We start from the raw sequence: 21,312 nt of genomic DNA on the forward strand, positions 1-21,312 counted from the left end.
ATCATCCTTCCACTTTATATGTTTTGAATATCAATTAATTTAGTTGCTCTGTATCGTCGGGCATAACGATAAAGTGCAATATCAGGATCACGATCAAAGGAAGATGCGTATTGTTGATAATCATTGTCTGCCATGATTTGATCAATGATCGGCTGTATCATCTGCGCGTCTTTGACCGTCTTTGTCCATAAATCTATTTGTATATCAACCTCAAATGTTAGAGCCTTATCATCTGCATAATCTTTTCTGTGGCTTTCAAGCTCATTTATCCGAATCATTGGCGCCTTTTGAACGTCTTGATCTTCCTCTGGTACATAGACCAAGAAAATACGCTTGGTGTCCACAAGAGATGAGAGTTTTTCATTTTCACTTAGAAGCGTTTCGACTTCCTGAATAGGTAGCATCATAATCCCAACTCCCTTGTGTAAATCTCTTGTACTTTTCGTAACACAATTTCTGTTAGTTCGTTGGTTGTTCTTTCAATAAAATGCTGTGGACGTTGTTTAATCGTTCCGAAGTTAGAAAAGTGCAATCGGGACGCTGTTTCTTTTCCATAGCCCACACTGGAATAAATCTCCCCATCTTCTCTGGGCTTTGAATACACCACATTATTTTTCATGTGCATTCGGTGGCTGCTATTTCGTCCAGATGGTGTGTTACGTTCCAAACCATCTGCAAAAATTTCCGCACCTGCTTGAACAGCAACTTTTGCCGCCTTGACCCTTTTTCTAGCAAGCTTGTCCAACTCTTTTGCAATATCTCTTGTTCCATCATCCTGCCTTGCCATTAACTCACCTTCTCCGCAAAGACATTGATCAAGTCTTGATCTTGTGAGTTTGGGAGAATATCTTTTATTTCGTAGAGTTCATCATGATGAAGAACATGCATATTATTTGTTACTTTCTTAATCTGCTGATACCGGATAATAAAGGTAATACTGTTTTCATATATAGTGCCAACCGTTGAAAGTTTTTCCCTTAATTTTTGTTCTCTGATCTCAGCCCAGCAAGAAAATAGAGTTTCTAGAATCTCAATATTTTCTCGTGAAACTGGATCTTTCCCATTCTTTTTATGAACAAAAGAAACTCTTGTATTTAAACGGCTAAACCTCATCGCGATAAGCTCCTCTAAATTGCTGAATAAAACTTGTAACGCCAAATGGTATTTCTTCAAGTGCTTTATCAATAGATGAAACACGCTGTTCATACCAGGCACCAACAAGAAATATCACAGCTGTATCAAATTTGGGGTTGTCTTTAAAAAAAGCCTCTCGATTTGGTGAAAGAGTGACCGCATCCATAATGTAATGTTCTGCTGCATCTTTCAGCTGCTTAATTAAATCGTCATCAAAATTGTGGTCAATCCGCAGGGCAAGCTTTAACCTTTCCAGCGTCATCCTATCACTCCTTTACAAACAGAAAAGGGACGCTATGCGCGCCCTCATTCTTTTATTTTGCTGGTGCTGGAGTTTTTTCTGGTGCAGGTGGAGTAATTGTCACAAAGTAACCTGCCTTTTCATCTGCCTTTTTCACATCAAAACGAACGGCAAGTGAAAGAACTTGACCATAGACATCATTCTCAACCCATTTTGCTGTAGCATCCACACGATTTGCGAAAAATACGGCTTTTTTCAAGTCACCAATAAACATGACTGCATCTCCTGCTTTCTTTCCTAGAACTGTATCATCCACAACTTGAACAGGACTACCGAGCAACATTTTTCCTGTTGCTGTTGAAATGTCTTGTCGTAAAATATATTGTCCATCTTTGTCTTTTAAGGTATCAAGAAACTGAAAGGCTGATGCTGTTACTACAATATTACGGGCATAGGCTTGTTTTAAATCAACATTTAATATACGTTTGATCTCGTCGGTTCCTGTAACTGCTTTGGCAGGAAAAGAGCGCAGAACTTCAGCCACTTTTGTATTTTTGGTAATACGTTTTACTTGTTGCAGATGGTTCGCAACAATTGCAGTCAAATCTACACCTGAATCGTCAATCGCTTCTTGTGAGATTGGTAGTTGACCACGGTATGTTTCAACAGCCCAAGGAACTTTATTAAACTTAGGTTTTGCTAGTTCTGGATTTTTCTCTAATTCTGCTACAGATACAAGACCAGTATCCGCATTCGCAAGTACAGGATAAGAACCTGATGCAGTTGTTACACTGACATTGTTTACGATCGTAGCTAAATCCACAACATCTTCTGGCTCTTGTTGTGGTTTGGTGATCACGTTAATTGGAATAATCGCTTCTGCGCCATCAGATTTTAGACCTTCTCGCGTTTCACCTTTGGTTCTAAGAAACGTTTCAAACGCTCTGACTTCTTCTGTCTGTTTTTCTTGCAAAAGATTCCGTTTGTCTCCAGGGAGTGATCTTTCTTCAGGTTTGTACTGTCTATCTTCTGAGTTAACTTCTTCCTTTTTGAGTCCTGCTAATTCTTCATACTCTGCGAGTTTTGCTTTCAAATCTTCTAACTCAGCTTTCATTTTTGTGACTTCGTCTTTTAATGAAGTCGCTTCATCTAGTTTGTCTTCTTCGGCTCTTTTTTGAGCATCTGCAATTTTTGCATTAATAGCAGTTTGTTTTTCCGTAATAAGCGAACGTGTTTCTTGAATTTTCTCGTGTAACATGTCAAAACTCCTTTTCAAATAAAATAAGCACCCACGATTTGAGTGCTTTTTAAAGTTCTATTTTTAACAAATCCAATTGCAACAAAATCTTTTCTTTCTCTGGATTTCGGTTTCTTTTTTGAAATTGCTCTAGATGTCGCTTTGCAATGGACACATCTGTATCCTCATAGGCCGGATAGGTGACAACTGACACATCGGTCAGCTTTGAAATATTTCTCAGGCTTCTTAATGGCAAGCCAGTTTCTTGATCTCTTGTAAAACTGTCCCCGTCTTTCCCTAACAGAAAGCCAAAAGAACAATTTGAAATATTACCAAGCCGTAAATTTTCATATAAATCATTAGCATATTGGGTATTTGGTAATGTAACATCAAAACGCAAGCCAATATCATCAACATTTAGTTTAAGTGTATCAGCAGAAGTACGACCAAGTATTTTAGAAGGATCATGATCGATTAATGCTCTTACATCGCTCATATCCGTATGGTCTAGTGCTCTTTTATCAATCATTTCAATGAATCCGCCTAAATTTTGACTTCGCGTACCGAATTTTAACGCGTATCCACTGATTACCTTTGGACCATCTTCCTCTGAATGAGCTTTTAAAGCCCCTTCTTTCAACGTTCTAATTTCTACCTCCTTAGACATTCCCCTCACCTCCTTCACTTGCTGACGGGATCGGAAGGCTCTTTGCTTTCGCTTTCTGAATCTCGTCCATGAGATCTATGTTGACATAGTTTAAACTCATGTAACGATTGTCCCCGTTTGGAATTGGTGAAAAACCATATTCAGCCAATGCATGATTAAGTGAAAAAATGCCGTTTTGGAGAAGTGCAATGACATTTTCTCGTTTTGTTTTCGCATCCGTTTCCCTAAATCGTCTTGTATCGAACTGAAATTTCTTTGTTAGATTTATAGGATACGGCAGCATTTTAAAATTCAGCTCGGAGGCAATAGCCGTAAAGTAGTTTGATAGTGTATTTGTTAGATAGTCCAGATTCGCTTGTTCTAGTGATGTGTTGACCTGCTCGATACCTAGCTTATGGGCTGGCAAACCAAACACTTTGGCAATCTGTCTTGTTGAATGCGTATAGTTATTGACGATTTCTAGAACCTTCGTATTAATTTCAAGTTGTTTAAATTCCTCATTGTCACTGAGGACAACAACCCTCTGCTGATTTCTGGTACCTGAATTGGCTTTCTCGAATTCGTTACGAATGTTGTCCTTTGCTTCCGGAGATAGGTGTCCCTTTTGAATATTGACTATCCCGCTTAAATTCGTGCCCCTTCTGAAAAAGTCAGTGACAAGGCGCTTGCCCGCCTCCTGGCTTTCGACTTCATACTTGAGACTAGATAATGGTCCAAGCCCTGTTATACCGTTAAGACTGACAAATTTAAGATGTAAAATGTTTTCAGGCTTTAAGGTTCTTTCTTTGCCACCAGACGGATAATACCGGTATATAATTTCATTCCTATCTTCTAGTTGCTCAGCATAAACTTCACTGTTTAATAAATGGACTAGCTCTAGTGGATTGCCTTCCTTGTCCTTTATAATCTCTGCATACGATTGACCGTTTAATAAGGCGTTTGCAACAAGAATGTATTTAAAAAAGTAGCCTGAATAATATTCATTAGGTTTTTCATTAAGCAATCTGAACAAGTCTGACTCTTTATCCTCTATTCCACTTTGTGTAACCATGATGGGTGTCGCTGCGATGTCTGACGCCAGGGTGTGAACTGCTGTAAATACGTCACTATTTTTAATGGCATTTACTGATGTATAAGACAAGCCGTCCACACCCAGAATGATTTCATTAAATTGTTTTTCTGCTAGACTTTGTTGCTCTTTATCAATCGATCGAAAGAATGCCACTTAATCACCTCCCTTCTTCTTTGGGGTTGAGTAAGATAGCAATTAGGACAAGGGAAAAACCGGATGTAATTAACCCGGCAACCGAATGGACTAAATAAATAGCATAATTAATGACAAGCAGTCCAGCCAAAAATAAAAGAGTATGCAAGTTTAAATGAATAAACTGCCATACTCTCAAGAAAAACATATTGATCTTTCCAATTTTCATTTTGCTACGCCTCCCTTGCTTAAAGTGTGAAATCGCCGCTCTCATAATAGTTATTCCAATCAAAATCATCTGTATAATAGTACATAGCTTCATAGTGAGCCGTGATCATCGCCGCGATCGGGTCAATTTTTTCTCGATTCTTATCTTTATCAATCCTGATTAAATCATTAAATTCTTTGATGATTGCATTGTTTACGGCAGTTGTCAGTAAAGGGTTGTCATCGTGAATGATGCGCTGATCATAAACGCAAAGCCTAAAATCCTTTGCTGGTGGGGAAAGACGCTTTGCTCCCTGTCCAACTTCTATTAACGGGTATTCTTCCAGCTCATTCAAAACAAGAGAAATAGCATGAGGGTCATAAAGAATACCTTTGACCTTAAGCTTTTGCGATTTAATTCTATGCTTAATATAGTCAATGACCTGCTGCTGATTGATAATCCCCGTCTTTTTATTTGTGATTGTGCAGTAACCTTGATCTGCCATATCTCTGTAATCAATTTTGTCTCTACTTATTTTTTGATCCAAGCCGCCTTTTGTAGCAACAAAAGAGTGACTATCCACATAATATCTTTGTGCATCGTCGTTTAACGGATAAATCCAAGAGGTAGCTGTTAAGTCATCGGACCTCGACATGTCTAAGCCAATGTAAACCTCATTGCCAACCAGATCCGGCTTTTCTTTTACAGCGCAGGCGTTCCAATCGTCAATAGAGATAAAGCTTTCTTCACTCACTTGCCGCCACACATTAAAATTTTTCACATACAACGCATTTAAGTTTCGCTGCTCTTTTGCTGTATCCAAGTCCGATTTTAATGACTCCATAATCGTCTCGCCTATTTCAGGATGCTCCAAGATAGGGTTTGACTTTATCCAAGTATCTGGAATCTCCGCCTCTTTTTCAACATCGTCCTGTTCATAGATGGCGATGAAATAGTCATCCATAGTGCGCTCTTTTCTTAACACTTTTTTCAGCATCTGAACTTCTTTATACATTGGTACGTTTGGATTTAAACCGGCTGTACTAATGATTGCAAGCAAGCTATTTTTTAAAGCGATCTGCCCGGACTTTAAAAGGTTGTACATTTTCAAGTCTTTACTTTCGTGAAACTCGTCAATGATAGCAACCGTAGACGCAAATCCGTCCCCTGTAGACGTATCAGAGGAAATAGGATAAGCCGTGCTACCTGAAAATAAATCCTTAATTTCAGCATCATTAATTTTCACTCTTTTTTTCATGGCTTTAGAGCCGTTTGTCAAAGATCGGATTTGATCTTTCATGTACTCAAAACCAAGCTTGGCCTGCTTTAAGGCATTGGAAGCAAAAACAATTTTTCTGTTTCGCAATGGCGTTTGGCATAGGAAAAATTCATTTGTTCCCATCGTTGAGATCAAAAACGTTTTACCATTACGCCGGGCCATTGTGATCATCGCTCTTTTAAAACGACGGTTATCGTTATCTTTTCTCTTCCATCCAAAGATACTGCCAATAATCCATTTTTGATATGACAGCAACTTCACAGGCTCCCCAGTCTCCGGGTTAGGTAAAATCTCAGTAAAATCAATTCTTGCGTTTGCCTCTTCCACATCAAAATAATAATTGAAAGGTGCAAGTTTCGATCTTTCCAAATCCTCCATATGCCTATTGCAAGCAAGAATGATATACTCACCTGCAACAATCTCGCCGCTAATCACCGCTTGGGCATATGCTGTTACATGGTCAACCATTATTACCACGGCTTTTCATGAATTTTGTGATTGGGTCTTCTTCGCCCTCATCTTCACCCAGACCAACAAGCCGCAGCCTTGAATCTAAAGAGAGACCTAACTGCCCCGCAATCCCACGTATCTCCTTTGACATGCTGTTCATGATGTCCACAGAAGGATTTTTCTTTTTAATTGGACAGCCTTTGCTGTTTAATTCTTCGATGGTTTGACCGTTTTCGTTAATGTCATTCAGCGCTATCCTATATTGAGCATAACTATTACAGAACAAGGCAAACAGCGTTCTGTCTAATTCTGAAATCGGTAGTTCGCTGATATATGGGTAAATCCTTTCCCATTCGTTCTTAGCCATTGTTGAAAGCCAGTAGGGTGGTTTTTCTTGCAACGGCGTAAAACCTTTTAATTTTTCTTCCTGCTGCTGTCGTTTCTGCAATTCTTCTTTAGATATTTGTCCTTTTAATGTTTCTGTCATTTGTTTTCTTCTCGCCAATAAAAACCACCACCTTTCAGCGAATTTCCGCACTACTGTTTTCCAACAAATGAACGCATAACAAAAACGCCGGTCAACTTATGTGCGACAAGGAACCAAGCGCAAAGAACACATATTCAAAAACGGCTCAAAATAGTAAAAATCAAAATTTCATTTCAACAATTTTTACGAAGAAGAGGGGGCGCCGATGCCTGAAAAAATTTTTTTGGTACCCGGTTAAAGTTAGGGGGGACTTCCGGAAAAATCATTCCGTTTGTTTGCCTTTTTTCCCAAACGTGACTTGATTATGATGATACTGACACAACACCTCAAGATTATTCAAATCCATACGCTCCATATCGTTGTTTAAAACGTCTCTAAGCTCTTTTATCTTGTGATGGACTATTAACCTATGAGACTTGTTTAAACGTTCCTGTGAGGCGCATATAGCACATTGATAGTTACTTTCTCTTAACTTCTGTTCTCGTAATAACTTCCACTCTCTTGAATGGTAATAGGAATAAAGATCATTGTTCTCCCTGTTGTATCTCACAGCCTTGTTATATTGCTTGTCAGCATAGCCCTTATGCTTGGAACAATACTTCTCTGTCCAGTCCACATACTCGCGACAGCTGGGTGCGTTACATCTTTTTAACGGCAGTGAATAACACCTCCATATATTCTTTCTAAACCATGCCCACACTCAGAGGCTCCCTTTGCCATCAATCCTTTTATCTGAGATTCACTGGACACGGTTTACAGAGAACATCAACCAAGTCCATTAACACGCTTATATTTAATAAAATTGAACTTACACATACCCCGGGAGGAAGCCAAGCATAGTAAGATCATGGGTACAATGAAAATACTATTCCCCGATACGGCTGCCGCAAGACTAGCGCTATCCAGGCTCAGAATGTTCCTCCCGTTCGGCTTCATTCCTCAACACCTTTGTTCCGTATCCAGATACGCCATTGATAAGGGAAAGACGCATCTCCCATATATTCTTGATAAGTAAATGTTATCGCTAATGCAGACATAAATAGTCCCCCTTTTTGTCCCCCATTTTATCGGAAAAATGTCGGGATTTTCTCGGTTTTTTGTCGGGATTTTGTCGATAAAAAAAGCACTCAGATTATTCCGAGTGCTGTAGCTATACGGTTTATAGCGCGTTGCTTGATTTCATAATAAGTATCCTTTTTCATTCCGAGTTCTATATAGATATGAATATCTTTTACCCTTGCAGCAGTTAGATATTTCTTTTCAATGATTAACCGTTCTTCTTCATCCAAGCTGTTTTGTAAGGCGCGTTCCATCTGCTTGACCTTGAGTTCATTGAGATTTAATGAATCTCGGAGGGACGGGAAAGTATTTATGCCAGCAGATGAACATTCCTTTTTGTTCTCCAATTGGACTTTAAGCGCACGGTAATTTTTCAATTCTTTGATGACGATTTTGCGGACGGCTTTCTCATCCACATCAGCGAGAAAAGATAATTGTTTTGACATCCTCCCCCTCCTATTCTTCTACTTTTCTTTTTCCCATTTTTCAATACGTCTTTCGGTAAACTCTATCCAAATCAACAGTGCTGCAATAATGATGGTTCCTATAATTAGATAGATCATAATTCTCCTTCCCGTCTTATGTTATTTTTTAGTCAACTACGACTGAACACTAGGGCGTTATTTCCTGGTCGTTGTATTAAAATCTTTCAGGATTATCACCTGTTATTTTTTCGTATTCATCATAAGCAAAATCTTTGTAAGTTTGATGAAGCCTTCTAATAGACCATAAACACAGACTTTCCAATTCTTTTATTTTTTGCTCATCATCCTTCAATCCAGAGAGGAATTTTCCTTTCAATTCTTGTCGCATAATATTTTCACCTAGTTTACTCATTCTGCCGCCTCCAATAGCTCAGGATTTCGATATATATCACCTAAAATTGTATTTGTTGCTGTTTCGGAAAACAGGTTGCGCGCTTCTTTTCTTTTCTCGTTAACAATGCACCATGTACCATCAATCATTTTCACTTCGCCTATAAACGGTTCTAGTTCGTCGTACAGTCCAGGTATCTGTTCTTCCTGCAGGATAATGTCGCCCTCGTAAATCTCCCGACCGTTTTTGTCCTTTAATCCGGTGTATTGTCCAATTGATTCCCACTCTACCTGTACATGACCATTATAAGGCGCACTGATATAGGCTAATTTTTCATCATAGTATAAGTCGATACCGCCATAAAACCATTTAATATCGCCATAATCCTCAATCGGTTTACCTCGAAACTTGATCTCTCTCATTTCCTTTACCTCCAATCATTTCACCCTCTGAAGCCTTTTCTCTCTGTTCAAATCATCAAAATTCATTTGATAATCAGCTTCTCGAACAGCTGCAGCAAACGTTTCAATCCCTCTGTCCCAAAGGCCATGACGCTCAATGATCTCGGAAAACTCTTCAACGTCATGATCTCGGATTCCCCAACTGTCGGGATCTTCTGCTGGTCCATACACAGTGCGCCATTGCCGGTTATCGTTCGGATCTGGTTCCTCCCATTCTGTACGGGTAAAGTGGCAAAGTTCATGGTCTACCAATGCAGCGCGTTGCTCCTCTGACATCGTTTTCCATGCTTCATCATTAATGAATACGAAAAGCATGTACTCGGTCATATGGCGTTCAAAGGCAGTACATTTTTTCGCTTTACCAGACCATTTGCTCTTACCTTCTCGGATGTAAAAGCCTATATGTTCCTTTGCATCTTTTAAATGTGGATGATGCTTATCTATTAAACTTTCAGCCAGTTGTCTTACCTCTTGTGATTCTTCAAAACCTACAAATGTCATGATCATTTTCCCCTTTCAATCAATTTCTTTTTGAATATTCGATCTAATTCAGCTAATGACAATTCATACAGCTGCCGTCCGTCAGGTGTTTTAAAGTAACCTAGTTTTAGTAATCTCGCTTTAAGCTCGTCCTTTTTCCTTTCACAATAAAGGACCTTCATTAATTCATTCACACAAGGCCCCCCTTTAATAGCTCCCTTGCCATGTAATGAAAATGGTGATAGATATAGTTTCCGGTCGCACTCGGGTTGATAAAAACAGTTGAGAAATTGTATCGAACTTCAAATGTTTTTAAGCTACCAAGTAATGACTGCGGTTTATACTGTGATCGATATTTTCCGTTTAATATTTTCTGATAACCTTCGATATCCTCCACAAGCAGAGTGAAGGGGTGTTTGGACGCTCGGATCAATTCATTTTCAAACCGAGAACGGTCTTTAATGGATTGGACCAATTCGTCAACACCGTTTTTTCGCTCAATAGCAGCGTTTAAATACATATCACGGTGGATACCATATTCCTGGTTTTTGGGAATCATCGCGGAATAGTCGCCTGTCTTCATCCCTTTGAATTTGATAGATACATCCTTTTTGCGGAGATATTCAAGAACATGCTGGTTCTTTTGCTCTCTTGTATCCACAATGATGATCATGCTGTCGAGAATGTTCTTTAGTTCTGCCTCTGAATAGTTATAATGAATAATCGTCATAGCTTCTTCCCCTTAAAGTAAGACATGGCCCTTTCATAGATTTCTAAAGAGAGCTTGTCCGTTTCTTCATTTTCAAAATTGGCCACAGAGCCTTTTAAATCTCTCCAACCGTTCTCCCAAAATAGAACTAACAGTTTCACGAATTTCAACGCTGATTCATAATCATGATTGAACCAGTCATCTATTTTCGGATTCATCTTTTGATCTACGCCCATATAGTAATGAATGATTTTATCTATCGTCTGTTTGACTTTGTGATCCTGCACTGTATATTCACCTTTTAAATACTGGATGAGTCGTTTCTTGTGCGACTGTACAAATTCCACAAGTTCTGGATAGACGTTTTCTGGGTGCTCGATATAAAGGTCGTCTCCATCCAGGACTAAAGGTGATCCTAAAAAGGAAAGGTCATCACAAATTTGTTTTGGGTGCAAAATTTTCACCTCTTTTAAAAAGGGGTTACTAAAAGGGTTATCGAATTAAAATTTCAGTAACCCACTCAAAACCCAGTCATATCAAGGGTTTAACGCTCTTTTGGGTTACTGGGTTATCGAAGGTTACCTATTTTTCTATTAAAGTCTATATACTTATATATATATATATATTTTATTTTTATTTATTTTTTTCAGTAGATGGAACATAGAAAATTCAGTAACCCTTAGTAACCCCTAAATAATGTAAGTCTTCACAAGCCCTTATATATCAATGGTTAAAGCTTCTCTCTATTGATTGGAGTAACCTTATCTGGGTTACTTTTTGAAGGGAATTCAGTAACCCTTTCAGTAACCCGCCCATCATTATTCTGCAAAAAACTTCCTCCGGCATATTGATTTAATGTCATTCCATGAATATATGTCTTGTTTTTTGCGCCTTTTTGTTTTTTAAATCCTCTAGTTTCAAGTTGACGATAAAACGCTCGGTTCTTCAGTTCAATTTCATCATTTTCAAAACACCAGTCTTTGTAATCTTTATAGAGCTTCTTGGCCTCTACTTTAGCCTTCGAGTGCTGAATACATCTTTCATCAAGGAACGGACCCAGAATGTCCATATCCTCACGATAACCTTCCGTTGCCTTCCTAATGTCTTCTGGCTCTCCCAACCCTTCTTTCTGCCATTTGAGGCAACCTTGGACAGCCCAATGGAGAATTCCGGGCATTTCTGTAGCTAATTTCTGTGGGAGATTCTTATCCACTTTTTCTTTCGGTATCGTCACTGTGAACGGAATCAGCCTGATCCTTCGCCATATCCCCTCATCGCTATTTTTGACAATCGGTTTATGGTTTGTGGTAAAGAAAACTTTAAATTCCGGTGTAAACTCGAAATACTCCTGGCGCAAGAAACGCGCTGACATCTTTTCGCCTCCGGTGATCTGTTTAACCAATGAATCAGACAATTGCTGCCCCTCTTCACTCTCCACAGCCGACACAAACCGGGCACCGTTCAGCCGGGCAATGTCATTATTAATCGTGTTGTCATTTTTCTTTCTTATGAACGTGTCACTGTTCGTCTGCCTTCCGTAATCCCCAAATAGGTGCTGCACAGTGTTAATAAATGTTGACTTACCATTTCGACCGTTACCAAACAGAAAGAACATCACTTGTTCTGTTGTATCTCCAGTCAACGAGTAGCCGATTGCTTTTTGCATAAAATCAATAATTTCATAATTTGGCTGCCCCTGATCATCTATAAAAATACTCTCCATAAATGCCATCCAGTGCGGACATTCGGCATCGGTTTGATAAGCAACAGGAGAAATTTTAGTGAAAAGCAAATCCCGATCATGTGATAGTAGTTCGCCTGTTTTTAAATCAATCACGCCATTTTTGCAGTTAAATAAATACTGATGGGCGTCTAATTCCTGTTTTCTTACTGAAACCATCGGGCGAACATCTAAAATAGTGTTCATTCGAATATTGCGGCGCTCGCACTTCTTAGCCCAATCATTCAACTGTTTTTTTCTGAATTTATCTTCTGTGGACTGAGCCTCACTATATAAAGCACGTAGTGTTTTAGCTGTAATTGCTTCAATTTTTCGTTTGCTGTCTTCTTCCCAGCGTTTTCCGTTCCAGATGAGCCAATCAAGTTCATTGCAGTATCGAATATTTTTCCCATGATAATAGACAACCCGTTCTGCATTTCCAAGCTCAGTTAAATGAAAAGTTGGTGGTGTATCAATAATTTCTTCCGTATCTTCAACCTTTGCTGATTCAGGTTGTGATATATACACCTCATACGGCTGTTCTTGCTGCTGTTCCATCAAGTCAGAAATCGTCGTGTGGGTAGAATTAACGGCTTCGGCAATTGTCATTTCTCCATATGTAGAACCATCAGATGAATGTTGCCTATCCCATTTCTCGCGAAATAATCCTGACTCTCTGAACATAGAATCCATTTTTGAAGCGTCCTTGTCCGTCCAGAAGGCTAAGTGGTTACATAGAGTCATATCTGTTGCAGAGTGATCATTATTGATGAGATGACCGTTAAACAGGTCCTGAATGCTCTTCCCGTTTTTGCTGTTGAACATCCTTTCCCACATCTCCTTATTGGAGAGATTACTCATGTCACTAAATGAGCAAGCCGATGTGTGGACTGATTTCTGTTTTACTTGTTTATCCTTCAAGTACTGATCAAACAGCGTTTTAAGCTCGCCTGTTCGCTCTTCAACAGATTTATTTTCAATACAGTTACCCGTAAAGGTAAAGTAACGCCCGTGACGATACACCTCTAGACCAAGTTCAGGATTTTTCCTGCCTGTGCCTGGTCCTTTTAATGGAATCTTACCTTTCGTGATGATATGAACACCTTTGCCACTTGGTGAATATTCGGTATAGCTACTCATTGCCTGTACAATTTCTTGAGCGAATGGAGACAATACACCGTTTTCCACACAATGATCTATGTCAATCCCTATGAAGGGATCATCTTTTGAAAACATAAAGCCAATTCCGTCATAATCTCGGTCATTATAAAACTTGATGACAGTTGGGAACGTTGACCAAGTTCTTTTATTACTGGATTGCGCCAAGCTGCCGTCAATTTGATAGGGTACTTTTGTTTTCTTGCCGTCACGTTCTTCAGAACGCCATAAAATCCACTGAGGAGCGTTTTTAAGCTCTTGCGGTATATTTTTAAATTCGTACATCTACTAACTCCCCTTTAAAATCGAGGGAGTCAAACACTCCCTCAAATGTGTTTTTTATGATCAAAATGGAACGTCATCATCACTGATGGTAATTGGATCATTGTCTAGTGCTGGCGCTTCTGACGGCTTAAATCCTTTTACTTCTGGGTATTTATTTCCGTTGAATTGTCTTTCTCCAACAACCAGGCGAATAGGCTTGTTTAAGAAAGCTTTTGCCCATTCGATATGATCCTTGAATTCCATTCCATTTGGAAAACCTGCGGCTTTTGATGCTAGATGAAATCTCCACATTGCATTTTCTGTAACGGTGAAATTGTCATAGAGAATCTTTTGTCCCTGACATGGCTGTTCAACATCGGAACGAATTTCATAATCAACGACAATACGATGATTCCCGGATGATGCTGTTTTTTCCTCATAATTAATTACAATTGCTTCATATTCTCCTGGTTTAACTTGTTCGAAACCTTTGCCTTTACTGTGGTCTACTTTAAACATTATTTTTCCTCCTTAGTATTTAAACCTTGTAATCTATCAATTGCGGCTTTTGCCAGCTTAATAGTCCATTGATCAAGTTTTTTGTCTGCTTTGATTTGAAATTCTTCAATCATCTGCGCTGCCTGTTCGCTACCAGCAACAATTGTTTTAATTTCATCAATCAAACGAGTACGTTCAGCTTCTTCTTCTGCCTTCACATCAATGCCAAGCTCAAGCCACTGGTAAAGCTTACGGCCCACTTCCGGATTTATCTTGATAGAAGAGCCTTCAAACATCCGCGTATTATCTTTAGACGTTGCAGCCATATGATCAACGTCGATATTGAAATTAAGCATAAACTCATATTCCATTTCATCTTTCTGAACTGGCTTTGTTCCTACCTTGCGAGGAGCCATTTTGCCGTTATGATCTGGCTCAACTACATACTCCGTTTTTGTCCTCAATGTCGCCAGGATGTGGACATCATTTTGCGTCAAAGTCTTAATAAGTTTGGTTGTTTCTGGCGCAAGCTTGCCCCAATTCTGAAACGAGTTGCCGGACATGCTGCCATGTGTTTCAACTATTCCGCCTTCCCCTTGCCAGTTGTGGGAAAGTGAATCAATCACAACAACTTCAGCACCTGCGTTTTTAATAGCTTCCACAGCCATTTGATAACGTTCTGTTGTGTATGGTGGAGTAAAGTCAATATGTTTAAAACTTCCGATCCGCACGTCTTCAAATTGCAAGTTTGCATATAGTTTGGCTCTACGATGTTCAGTATCAACGACACCGACTTTTGACCACACTTCCTTATCACTTGCCTCAGGGTATGCTTCTCTCATCATGCCGTAAGCAACAAGCAAAGCACCGGCTGTCTTCCCTGACCCACTTGGCCCGATAAAGCCCACAATTGCCTTTTCTTTCTCACGCTGCGCGTCTGTAACTTCAAACATTCTTACACCTCCACTTTAAAGCTGATGACAGCCGGTTCAATTACAACTCCCGGTACAGCCTGTCCATTTTCATCAAGCACTACTTTTTTGCCGTCTACGTCTTTAATAGAAAGAGACTTCTTAAGATCTCCCCATTTGACATCTTCTTTGATAAATTCAGTGAGTCCGGCTTCTTTCACATGATGGAGAAGCTTTTCTTTATCAGCCTGTTTAGGCTGTTCTTTAGTCGCTCGGCTTTTTGATTTCCCGTAAGGTGTGGAAAGAGTTTTTGTTTTCGGGTCCTGTTCAAGCTGTTTGATATGATAAGCACTAACCAAACCTTCAAAAAATGATAGATTATCTTTGATCGGTTTTAGCTCACTGGATTCCCATTCTTCAATACGCTGCCTTTCGGTTGCCGCAAGAGCCTTGATTTCTTTTTCCTGTGTTTTTAATGCAGCTATTTTTCTGAAAGCCCAATTTAGACTATTCATATCCATGATCTCAAACTGTGGATGATCCTGCGACGCTTGGTTGTTATTTGAAATTTCACTTAATTCAAATGCCTGTAGTGGATTCATGTAATCCTCCTGTATTGATTTTGTATTAAACACCATTTAAAATGAGATTGTTAGTTATGTTTTTTTGTCGCCTCTGCCAAGGCGGCTTTTTTATTTATCCTCATCGTCTTGGTCTTTCTCTTTTTCATACTTCAAATATTCCAACGGATAACCGTAACGGTTGATTTCTATAATGATTGGATGCTCGATATTCATTGATACGCCCTCCTAACAGTTGAAACGTCTATCCCTTTACTCAAGAGTTGGGACGCTATTTCATGCAACTGAACAACTTGTTCTGGATGCTCCATCCGTTTAAGATCCTTACAATGGGCAATCATCGACCCTGCTATTTCAATACACCCTTCATAATCTCCGTCCTCAATAGCATCTGGTAACAGTTCAGTGATTAGAAAATCCATTGATTTGATCAGTCTTTCCGCCCTTTCACGATCAGACTTTAGAAATCTATTTAAATTCATGCTTATCCTCCTCTTTGGTATAATGTTCCTATCAGAACGATAGGAGGTGAAAAGTATGACAATTATCGCAAAAACTCTAGATGATTTTTCACACATTGTTAGAAACCATGTACTAAATGGAATTGAACCTGTTCACATTTACTATTCATGTGATTATGAAAATATTGCCCATAATCAAAGAGTTGAACCAGACCGTATATACAAGTACTCTCTTGCCCTTATCTCGCCGATTCAAAATGTATTTCACTGTGAAACTTTTAATCATCACTTGGCTAAAGATATTGGCGAAACAATATTCAATTTCAAAGGAGAATACGGGCTACGGCCACAATTATTTGAAACTCTTGATTTAATTGACGGAAATATTGTTATTTCAAATTACATGGATTTAGTTTAGTAATTTATTAGCGTCCTTTAGGGCGCTTTTTTTATTTTAGTAAGGTGCTATTAATTTCCTGTTTAACAAGCTTTTTAGAATACTCAGCAATTAATTGCTCTGTCTTTGGCTTGTATAAAAATTGATCTAAACAGTGTAGTACCTCCCCGTATGTCTGACAAAAAGACTTGAGTTGTCGAATAAGATCATAAGCTGCGTTCTCTAAAGCTTGTTCGTAATCAGCTGTCTTAACCTTTACTTTCTTCATTTCTGCTCTATATGAATTCATTTTCTTTTCTCCTTTTTTGATATAATTTTCCTGTAAGATAGGGAAAATGATTGTTAGGATTCGGTTTAAATTAATACTTAATATTGTTTTCCTTCAGTCCAACCATGCTCATTAAGAAATCTAATAAGATCATTTATAAACTGTGTATATTTTTCTGTAGAATAATCATTACTGTTAAAAGTCAGTTCAAGATTGAGCTGGCTTTCTTTAGCATCACCCATGGAAAAAGCATTTCTATTTTTTATTTCAAACCCTTTAATCCAGACAGCTGCCCAGGATTTACCTTTTTCTGATGTAACTGGCATTTGATATTTCATATTAGCCATTTATTTTCTCTCCTTTTGTTATTGATTATCTTCCTGAAGTGCAAGAACTATTCTCGCAACATAGTAGATTTGTTCTTCGCTCCATCCTTGTTCGAATGACCAGACCAAAAACTCCCGACAATTCTTTAAAGCAATATCCATGTCTATTCGACTAGAACGATGGCTCATTTTCTTTTCCCCTTTTCCTTTTTTATTTAAGAGACATAATCAACGCAACAATAGAGATAATGACACAAATACTACTGACGATAATCCCAATTAAATGAAACTTGCTGCTGCCCACAAAATCACCTCGTTTCTTTCTAAACTTCTCATATATGCTTCTTCACAAAAGCCTGATAAATCTTCATAAAACGTTCTGCCTCCGTTAATGCAAGCCATTCTTTTGTTTTGATCTTCACCTTATTCACCTCCTTTGAAGTGATCAATCTTAATAACAGATATCATGTTTTATGAAATTTCCTTGCTAGAGTTGTTCAAATTTACACCATATTTAATTGCCATTTCTTTCACCACAGCAAGATAGATTTCAGTTAAACGGGAATCATCTGCAATGACATCCATCTTATTGACTTTGTCTATTCTCGACTTTGCAACACCTTCAAGCGCCATCTTGCCTTTTTTGTTAGTAAGTCTTACAGATAGTTTTGCATTCGCACGCTCTTCAAGGGCTTCATAGCTTTCATTGCGAACGTCTTGATAAGCTTGGAATCCTCCACGAGCTTGAGCAATTTTATTAATAAGATTGTTTACTTTCTTTCTCCATTCTGTGGGATTAAGACTGAGAATTTCCGTTATTCTATCCTGGTTTTTCTCTGTTTCTATCAATCTAGTTTCTACAACAGTTAACCGGCGCTCTTGTTCTACCATTTGATTAACTGTACATTGCAAGGCTTCAAGTTGAGTTTTTGGTTGCTGCTGATTCTGGATGTATTCTTTCATTCGTTTGAACTCTTTAATAAATTTGATTTTGGTTTGAACAGCTTCTTTCGTGTTGTAACTGAACACAACTAATGTGAAGGCTTCTTCGGTCAGGTCGTATTTTGGGTAAGTGCGACCTCTTTCGTTGGTGTAAGTTGACTCCCCAAAATTGGGGACTGAAAATTCTTCACCAGCTAACAGCATTTGATTTTCAATATCCCTTAAAACATGATCATGTCGTTTACCAAACATATCAGCGATTATCAAACTGTCTGTGACAGCATTATTTTCTTTAATAAAAACTAATTCTTTTGTCATTCAACTTACCTCCTGAAAATTTCATCGAAATGTTTTTCTAAAAACGTCTGTCCACGCAATTGTTTTACCATTCGTCCATGATTTCTTTCATAACGACCAAACTCTGTTCATAAAACCAGTAACGTTTCCCCTTCTCTTTTCTTCTCTCAAGAAGCCTCATTCGTGGATCATGCAAAAACTCATTTTCCAAAAATGACTTGCTCATACATGTTCTTTTGGACATCTGGTCAAGATCCCAAGTAAAAAATGTATTATTAATCGTTTCATCTAGTTTTTGATTGATGTAACTTCTTATTTCAGATTGATTCACGTCAATATTGACTTCTGCAATCGGCAAATTATGAAACCTCCTTCATCTCAAGGATTTTGATAATTTTTTCTCTGACTTTCTTGCCTTGTCTTTTACCGAGTAAAATGTCGGAAAGATAAGGCCCTGAAATGTTTAGCATTTCGGCTAAGTCTTTCTGTTGCATGTCATTTAAAATGAGCCAAGTCTTAACCTTTTTGCCGAAATCCAATTCCATAGAAATAACCTCCTTTAACTTTTTTGCTAATTATTTAGCTTCTTGTTGACTACAAAATAGGATATATGCTAATATCTAAACATAGCGAATAAACCTACATTTATAGCCTTTTACGTTGGGGAACGTTGTCTTAGGCTTTGTTTTGTAGTGCTCTAAAAGCTGAATAAGTAGCTTATGAACATAGTTTAATAAACAATATGCTAATTGTCAACTTAAAAATAGCATAAAGTTTAATCTTTTCATAAGCTTAATTAAGGATGGTTGATATGACAATAGTTGAAAGGATTAAAAAGTTGGCAAAAGAGCATAAAATATCTTTGGCAGAACTTGAAAGAAAGACAAAATTATCAAATGGAACAATTAGAAGATGGGATGAGAAAACTCCAGGCATTGATAAAATCCAAAAAGTAGCAGACTACTTCCACATTTCTGTGGACTACCTTCTTGGCAGAACAGAAAAGGAAACTTTTGAGCCAGATCTTACTGCTAAAGATGAAAGAGATATTCAAAAAGAGTTAAAGAAAATTATTGAAGGATTAGAGGGTAACAATGGTTACGCTGCTTTTGATGGCAATACGATTGATGATATGGATGAAGAAGATAGAGAGTTGCTAATTGCAAGCTTAGAGAATTCTTTACGTCTTGCCAAAAGAATTGCAAAACAAAAATACACTCCGAAAAAATATCGTAAGTAGGTGCCTTTTGTGGAGTACATTGTAACTAAGATTAAGGAACTAACCAAAAAATTTAAAACAAATGATCCATTTAAAATAGCAAAAGCATTAGGAATTGAGATTGTTTATGAGGATTTAGGAAACACCCTAGGTTATTACAGCAAACATTTTAGAGTTAAGGTCATTCACATTAATGAGAATTTGGATGAATATAAAAGAGAATTTGCTTGCCACCATGAATTAGGCCATGCCATTTTTCACCCTGATGCCAATACACCTTTTTTAAAGAAAAATACACTATTTTCGACTGACCGAATTGAATTAGAGGCTAATTTTTTCGCTATAAATATGCTGTTTATAAACTTTGAAGGTTGTGTCACTGTAAAAGAAGCAATTGAAAAGTACGGAATTCCTAAACAGTTAGTTTTGTCTAACATGGTGAAAAAATTTTAACCTCGAATTCGAACGTATGTACTAACTTGAAGGAGGTGATGTCACCACTATCAGTCATTCCCCTTTTTTAAAGCGTCTGTCCACGCAAGAAAGGGAAGATGATAAATGAAATTATTTAAATCAAAAAAAGATAAAGACTTATATTATTATTTCAACGCAAAAAATGAAAAACGTTGGTGCTATAGATACCGTTATTATGATGCACTTGGTAAGAGAAGAGAAAAAAACAAACAGGGGTTTAAATCAGAAAACGAAGCCTATAGGGCTTTACTTGAAGTAAAGACTACTACTTTAAATGGTGAAGTTAAACAGGTTGAAAACTCAAATATAACAGTTTCCGAATGGCTTGATATTTGGTATGAGACTCATAAAAATGAGTGGAAAATTTCCTCTCAAAAACAACGTGAAAATGCAATAAAACAACAAATGAAACCGTTACTTGGTAAATACAAATTATCAAAGTTAGATAAGGCAACATATAAAAGAGTCTATATTAATGAACTTTTAGAAAAATATGAGCCAAGTACAGTACAACTGTTTCATAGGCTTTTTAAAATTGCTATAAACGCAGCTGTTGACAATGAAATACTTCCCAGAAATCGCTTTAACAAAATAACGATTCCTGAGAAGAAAGTTAAAGAAAATTTTTTAACTGCTGATGAATTGAAAAAGTTTCTTTTAGCTGCAAAAGAACTTGAAAACATAACTAATTATACTTTAATTTTGCTGTTAGCACACACTGGATTGCGAAGAGGTGAGGCACTTGGTTTAACTTGGGGAAACCTTAATCTTGAAGATAAAACCATAACTGTCGAGCGTACTCGTGATGAGAAAGGTGTAAGAACTCCAAAAACAAAAAATAGTTATCGAACAATTCTAATTGATGAAGCACTATTGAATCAATTAAAAGCGTACCATGCTTGGTGTAAAGAAATTTTGTTCTCTTTTGGCTTTGGTTTTTCAGACTCAAATTACATTTTTATCTCTTACAAAACAGGTAAGCCCCTTGCTCAAAACATTATTAAATATGGCATTGATCGAATCGTACAAAAAACGAAGTGTAAGAAAATTACGGCTCATGGTCTGCGACATACTCACGCTACAATTTTGCTTAGTCAGCGAATACCTATTAAAGTGATTGCTGATCGGTTGGGAAATACCCCACAAATGATATTGGATATTTACGGACATACTTTTAAAGACTTAGAGGAAGAATCCGTTCAAGCTTTTGAGTATGCTATGACTTCAACTGGGGGAGGTTTTGGGGGAGGTTTTTAAATAGTCCTCTCAACCCCTTTAAATACTGGGGTTATTTCGTTATTGACTTCTAACTCTCATAGGAAAATTGCTCTGTAAATAGCATTCATGAGAACCTAGAAGCACTG

At 37.9% G+C, this 21,312-nt stretch carries 32 protein-coding genes; 4 read left to right on the top strand and 28 right to left on the bottom strand.

Annotated elements, in window-relative coordinates; all coding sequences use genetic code 11:
* Positions 1-14: 14 nt before the first annotated feature.
* From gp17 to HOO54_RS21915, 22 genes are all read right to left on the bottom strand, one after another.
* Complete coding sequence (gp17, locus tag HOO54_RS21810) at positions 15-407, bottom strand: tail completion protein gp17 (RefSeq protein WP_172299038.1); 393 nt, start codon at positions 405-407, stop codon at positions 15-17.
* Positions 404-787: an HK97-gp10 family putative phage morphogenesis protein gene (locus tag HOO54_RS21815; RefSeq protein ID WP_172299040.1), complete on the bottom strand. Its 384-nt coding sequence runs from the start codon at positions 785-787 to the stop codon at positions 404-406. The genes gp17 and HOO54_RS21815 overlap by 4 nt, the downstream gene beginning before the upstream one ends.
* Complete coding sequence (locus HOO54_RS21820) at positions 787-1,113, bottom strand: phage head closure protein (RefSeq protein WP_172299042.1); 327 nt, start codon at positions 1,111-1,113, stop codon at positions 787-789. Before HOO54_RS21820 ends, HOO54_RS21815 begins: the two co-directional genes overlap by 1 nt.
* Positions 1,103-1,396: a head-tail connector protein gene (locus tag HOO54_RS21825; protein WP_172299044.1), complete on the bottom strand. Its 294-nt coding sequence runs from the start codon at positions 1,394-1,396 to the stop codon at positions 1,103-1,105. The genes HOO54_RS21820 and HOO54_RS21825 overlap by 11 nt, the downstream gene beginning before the upstream one ends.
* 52 nt (positions 1,397-1,448) lie before the next feature.
* Complete coding sequence (locus tag HOO54_RS21830) at positions 1,449-2,633, bottom strand: phage major capsid protein (protein ID WP_172299046.1); 1,185 nt, start codon at positions 2,631-2,633, stop codon at positions 1,449-1,451.
* Positions 2,634-2,682: 49 nt separating this feature from the next.
* Positions 2,683-3,279 carry an HK97 family phage prohead protease gene (locus HOO54_RS21835; RefSeq protein WP_172299048.1) on the bottom strand — a complete coding sequence of 199 codons (597 nt, stop codon included), beginning with the start codon at positions 3,277-3,279 and terminating at the stop codon, positions 2,683-2,685.
* Positions 3,272-4,504, bottom strand: a complete 1,233-nt coding sequence (locus tag HOO54_RS21840; protein WP_172299050.1) for a phage portal protein — start codon at positions 4,502-4,504, stop codon at positions 3,272-3,274. The genes HOO54_RS21835 and HOO54_RS21840 overlap by 8 nt, the downstream gene beginning before the upstream one ends.
* A 4-nt stretch (positions 4,505-4,508) precedes the next feature.
* The gene (locus tag HOO54_RS21845; RefSeq protein WP_172299052.1) at positions 4,509-4,712 is read right to left on the bottom strand and encodes a hypothetical protein; all 204 of its coding nucleotides are present in this window, start codon (positions 4,710-4,712) and stop codon (positions 4,509-4,511) included.
* Positions 4,713-4,731: 19 nt separating this feature from the next.
* Entirely contained in the window at positions 4,732-6,438 is a 1,707-nt protein-coding gene (locus HOO54_RS21850; protein ID WP_172299054.1) for a terminase large subunit, read from the bottom strand.
* Positions 6,431-6,925 carry a phage terminase small subunit P27 family gene (locus HOO54_RS21855; protein WP_172299056.1) on the bottom strand — a complete coding sequence of 165 codons (495 nt, stop codon included), beginning with the start codon at positions 6,923-6,925 and terminating at the stop codon, positions 6,431-6,433. The genes HOO54_RS21850 and HOO54_RS21855 overlap by 8 nt, the downstream gene beginning before the upstream one ends.
* 1,109 nt (positions 6,926-8,034) lie before the next feature.
* Positions 8,035-8,412 carry an ArpU family phage packaging/lysis transcriptional regulator gene (locus HOO54_RS21860; protein WP_172299058.1) on the bottom strand — a complete coding sequence of 126 codons (378 nt, stop codon included), beginning with the start codon at positions 8,410-8,412 and terminating at the stop codon, positions 8,035-8,037.
* Positions 8,413-8,605: 193 nt separating this feature from the next.
* Positions 8,606-8,803 carry a hypothetical protein gene (locus tag HOO54_RS21865; protein WP_172299060.1) on the bottom strand — a complete coding sequence of 66 codons (198 nt, stop codon included), beginning with the start codon at positions 8,801-8,803 and terminating at the stop codon, positions 8,606-8,608.
* The gene (locus tag HOO54_RS21870; protein ID WP_172299062.1) at positions 8,800-9,204 is read right to left on the bottom strand and encodes a YopX family protein; all 405 of its coding nucleotides are present in this window, start codon (positions 9,202-9,204) and stop codon (positions 8,800-8,802) included. Before HOO54_RS21870 ends, HOO54_RS21865 begins: the two co-directional genes overlap by 4 nt.
* Positions 9,205-9,219: 15 nt before the next feature.
* Positions 9,220-9,744: a putative metallopeptidase gene (locus tag HOO54_RS21875; protein ID WP_172299064.1), complete on the bottom strand. Its 525-nt coding sequence runs from the start codon at positions 9,742-9,744 to the stop codon at positions 9,220-9,222.
* 2 nt (positions 9,745-9,746) lie between these two features.
* Entirely contained in the window at positions 9,747-9,917 is a 171-nt protein-coding gene (gene fbpA, locus HOO54_RS21880; protein WP_172299066.1) for a Fur-regulated basic protein FbpA, read from the bottom strand.
* Positions 9,914-10,453, bottom strand: a complete 540-nt coding sequence (locus tag HOO54_RS21885; protein ID WP_172299068.1) for an ERCC4 domain-containing protein — start codon at positions 10,451-10,453, stop codon at positions 9,914-9,916. The genes fbpA and HOO54_RS21885 overlap by 4 nt, the downstream gene beginning before the upstream one ends.
* Positions 10,450-10,887 carry a hypothetical protein gene (locus tag HOO54_RS21890; RefSeq protein ID WP_172299070.1) on the bottom strand — a complete coding sequence of 146 codons (438 nt, stop codon included), beginning with the start codon at positions 10,885-10,887 and terminating at the stop codon, positions 10,450-10,452. The genes HOO54_RS21885 and HOO54_RS21890 overlap by 4 nt, the downstream gene beginning before the upstream one ends.
* 275 nt (positions 10,888-11,162) lie before the next feature.
* Positions 11,163-13,595, bottom strand: coding sequence for a phage/plasmid primase, P4 family (locus HOO54_RS21895; RefSeq protein ID WP_172299072.1), 2,433 nt, complete (start codon positions 13,593-13,595; stop codon positions 11,163-11,165).
* Positions 13,596-13,655: 60 nt separating this feature from the next.
* Positions 13,656-14,093 (bottom strand): DUF669 domain-containing protein, encoded by a 438-nt coding sequence (locus HOO54_RS21900; protein WP_172299074.1) that lies wholly within the window; start codon positions 14,091-14,093, stop codon positions 13,656-13,658.
* Positions 14,093-15,025: an AAA family ATPase gene (locus HOO54_RS21905; RefSeq protein ID WP_172299076.1), complete on the bottom strand. Its 933-nt coding sequence runs from the start codon at positions 15,023-15,025 to the stop codon at positions 14,093-14,095. Before HOO54_RS21905 ends, HOO54_RS21900 begins: the two co-directional genes overlap by 1 nt.
* A gap of 2 nt (positions 15,026-15,027) precedes the next feature.
* Positions 15,028-15,585: a host-nuclease inhibitor Gam family protein gene (locus HOO54_RS21910; protein ID WP_172299078.1), complete on the bottom strand. Its 558-nt coding sequence runs from the start codon at positions 15,583-15,585 to the stop codon at positions 15,028-15,030.
* A gap of 191 nt (positions 15,586-15,776) precedes the next feature.
* On the bottom strand, positions 15,777-16,046 hold the full coding sequence (locus tag HOO54_RS21915) for a YqaH family protein (RefSeq protein ID WP_172299080.1): 270 nt from the start codon (positions 16,044-16,046) through the stop codon (positions 15,777-15,779).
* Positions 16,047-16,101: 55 nt separating this feature from the next.
* On the opposite strand from HOO54_RS21915, the gene HOO54_RS21920 reads away from it, so the two are divergent.
* On the top strand, positions 16,102-16,443 hold the full coding sequence (locus HOO54_RS21920; RefSeq protein WP_172299082.1) for a hypothetical protein: 342 nt from the start codon (positions 16,102-16,104) through the stop codon (positions 16,441-16,443).
* A gap of 31 nt (positions 16,444-16,474) precedes the next feature.
* Here the strand turns inward: HOO54_RS21920 and HOO54_RS21925 are convergent, their stop codons facing one another.
* The 6 genes from HOO54_RS21925 to HOO54_RS21950 form a co-directional block, all read right to left on the bottom strand.
* Positions 16,475-16,711, bottom strand: a complete 237-nt coding sequence (locus tag HOO54_RS21925; RefSeq protein WP_172299084.1) for a hypothetical protein — start codon at positions 16,709-16,711, stop codon at positions 16,475-16,477.
* Positions 16,712-16,788: 77 nt separating this feature from the next.
* The gene (locus HOO54_RS21930; RefSeq protein WP_172299086.1) at positions 16,789-17,037 is read right to left on the bottom strand and encodes a hypothetical protein; all 249 of its coding nucleotides are present in this window, start codon (positions 17,035-17,037) and stop codon (positions 16,789-16,791) included.
* 18 nt (positions 17,038-17,055) lie between these two features.
* On the bottom strand, positions 17,056-17,205 hold the full coding sequence (locus HOO54_RS21935) for a hypothetical protein (RefSeq protein WP_172299088.1): 150 nt from the start codon (positions 17,203-17,205) through the stop codon (positions 17,056-17,058).
* A gap of 282 nt (positions 17,206-17,487) precedes the next feature.
* Complete coding sequence (locus tag HOO54_RS21940) at positions 17,488-18,276, bottom strand: Rha family transcriptional regulator (protein WP_172299090.1); 789 nt, start codon at positions 18,274-18,276, stop codon at positions 17,488-17,490.
* A 64-nt stretch (positions 18,277-18,340) separates the two neighbouring features.
* Positions 18,341-18,613, bottom strand: a complete 273-nt coding sequence (locus tag HOO54_RS21945; RefSeq protein WP_172299092.1) for a hypothetical protein — start codon at positions 18,611-18,613, stop codon at positions 18,341-18,343.
* Position 18,614: 1 nt separating this feature from the next.
* Positions 18,615-18,800, bottom strand: a complete 186-nt coding sequence (locus tag HOO54_RS21950) for a helix-turn-helix domain-containing protein (RefSeq protein ID WP_172299094.1) — start codon at positions 18,798-18,800, stop codon at positions 18,615-18,617.
* A gap of 266 nt (positions 18,801-19,066) precedes the next feature.
* On the opposite strand from HOO54_RS21950, the gene HOO54_RS21955 reads away from it, so the two are divergent.
* The 3 genes from HOO54_RS21955 (at position 19,067) to HOO54_RS21965 (ending at position 21,205) form a co-directional block, all read left to right on the top strand.
* Entirely contained in the window at positions 19,067-19,495 is a 429-nt protein-coding gene (locus HOO54_RS21955; protein ID WP_172299096.1) for a helix-turn-helix domain-containing protein, read from the top strand.
* A gap of 9 nt (positions 19,496-19,504) precedes the next feature.
* The gene (locus HOO54_RS21960) at positions 19,505-19,927 is read left to right on the top strand and encodes an ImmA/IrrE family metallo-endopeptidase (protein WP_172299098.1); all 423 of its coding nucleotides are present in this window, start codon (positions 19,505-19,507) and stop codon (positions 19,925-19,927) included.
* A gap of 105 nt (positions 19,928-20,032) precedes the next feature.
* Entirely contained in the window at positions 20,033-21,205 is a 1,173-nt protein-coding gene (locus HOO54_RS21965; RefSeq protein ID WP_172299100.1) for a tyrosine-type recombinase/integrase, read from the top strand.
* Positions 21,206-21,312 lie beyond the last annotated feature (107 nt).

Origin of the sequence: Bacillus sp. WMMC1349 (assembly GCF_013155385.1) — a bacterium.
Classification (GTDB): domain Bacteria; phylum Bacillota; class Bacilli; order Bacillales; family Bacillaceae; genus Bacillus.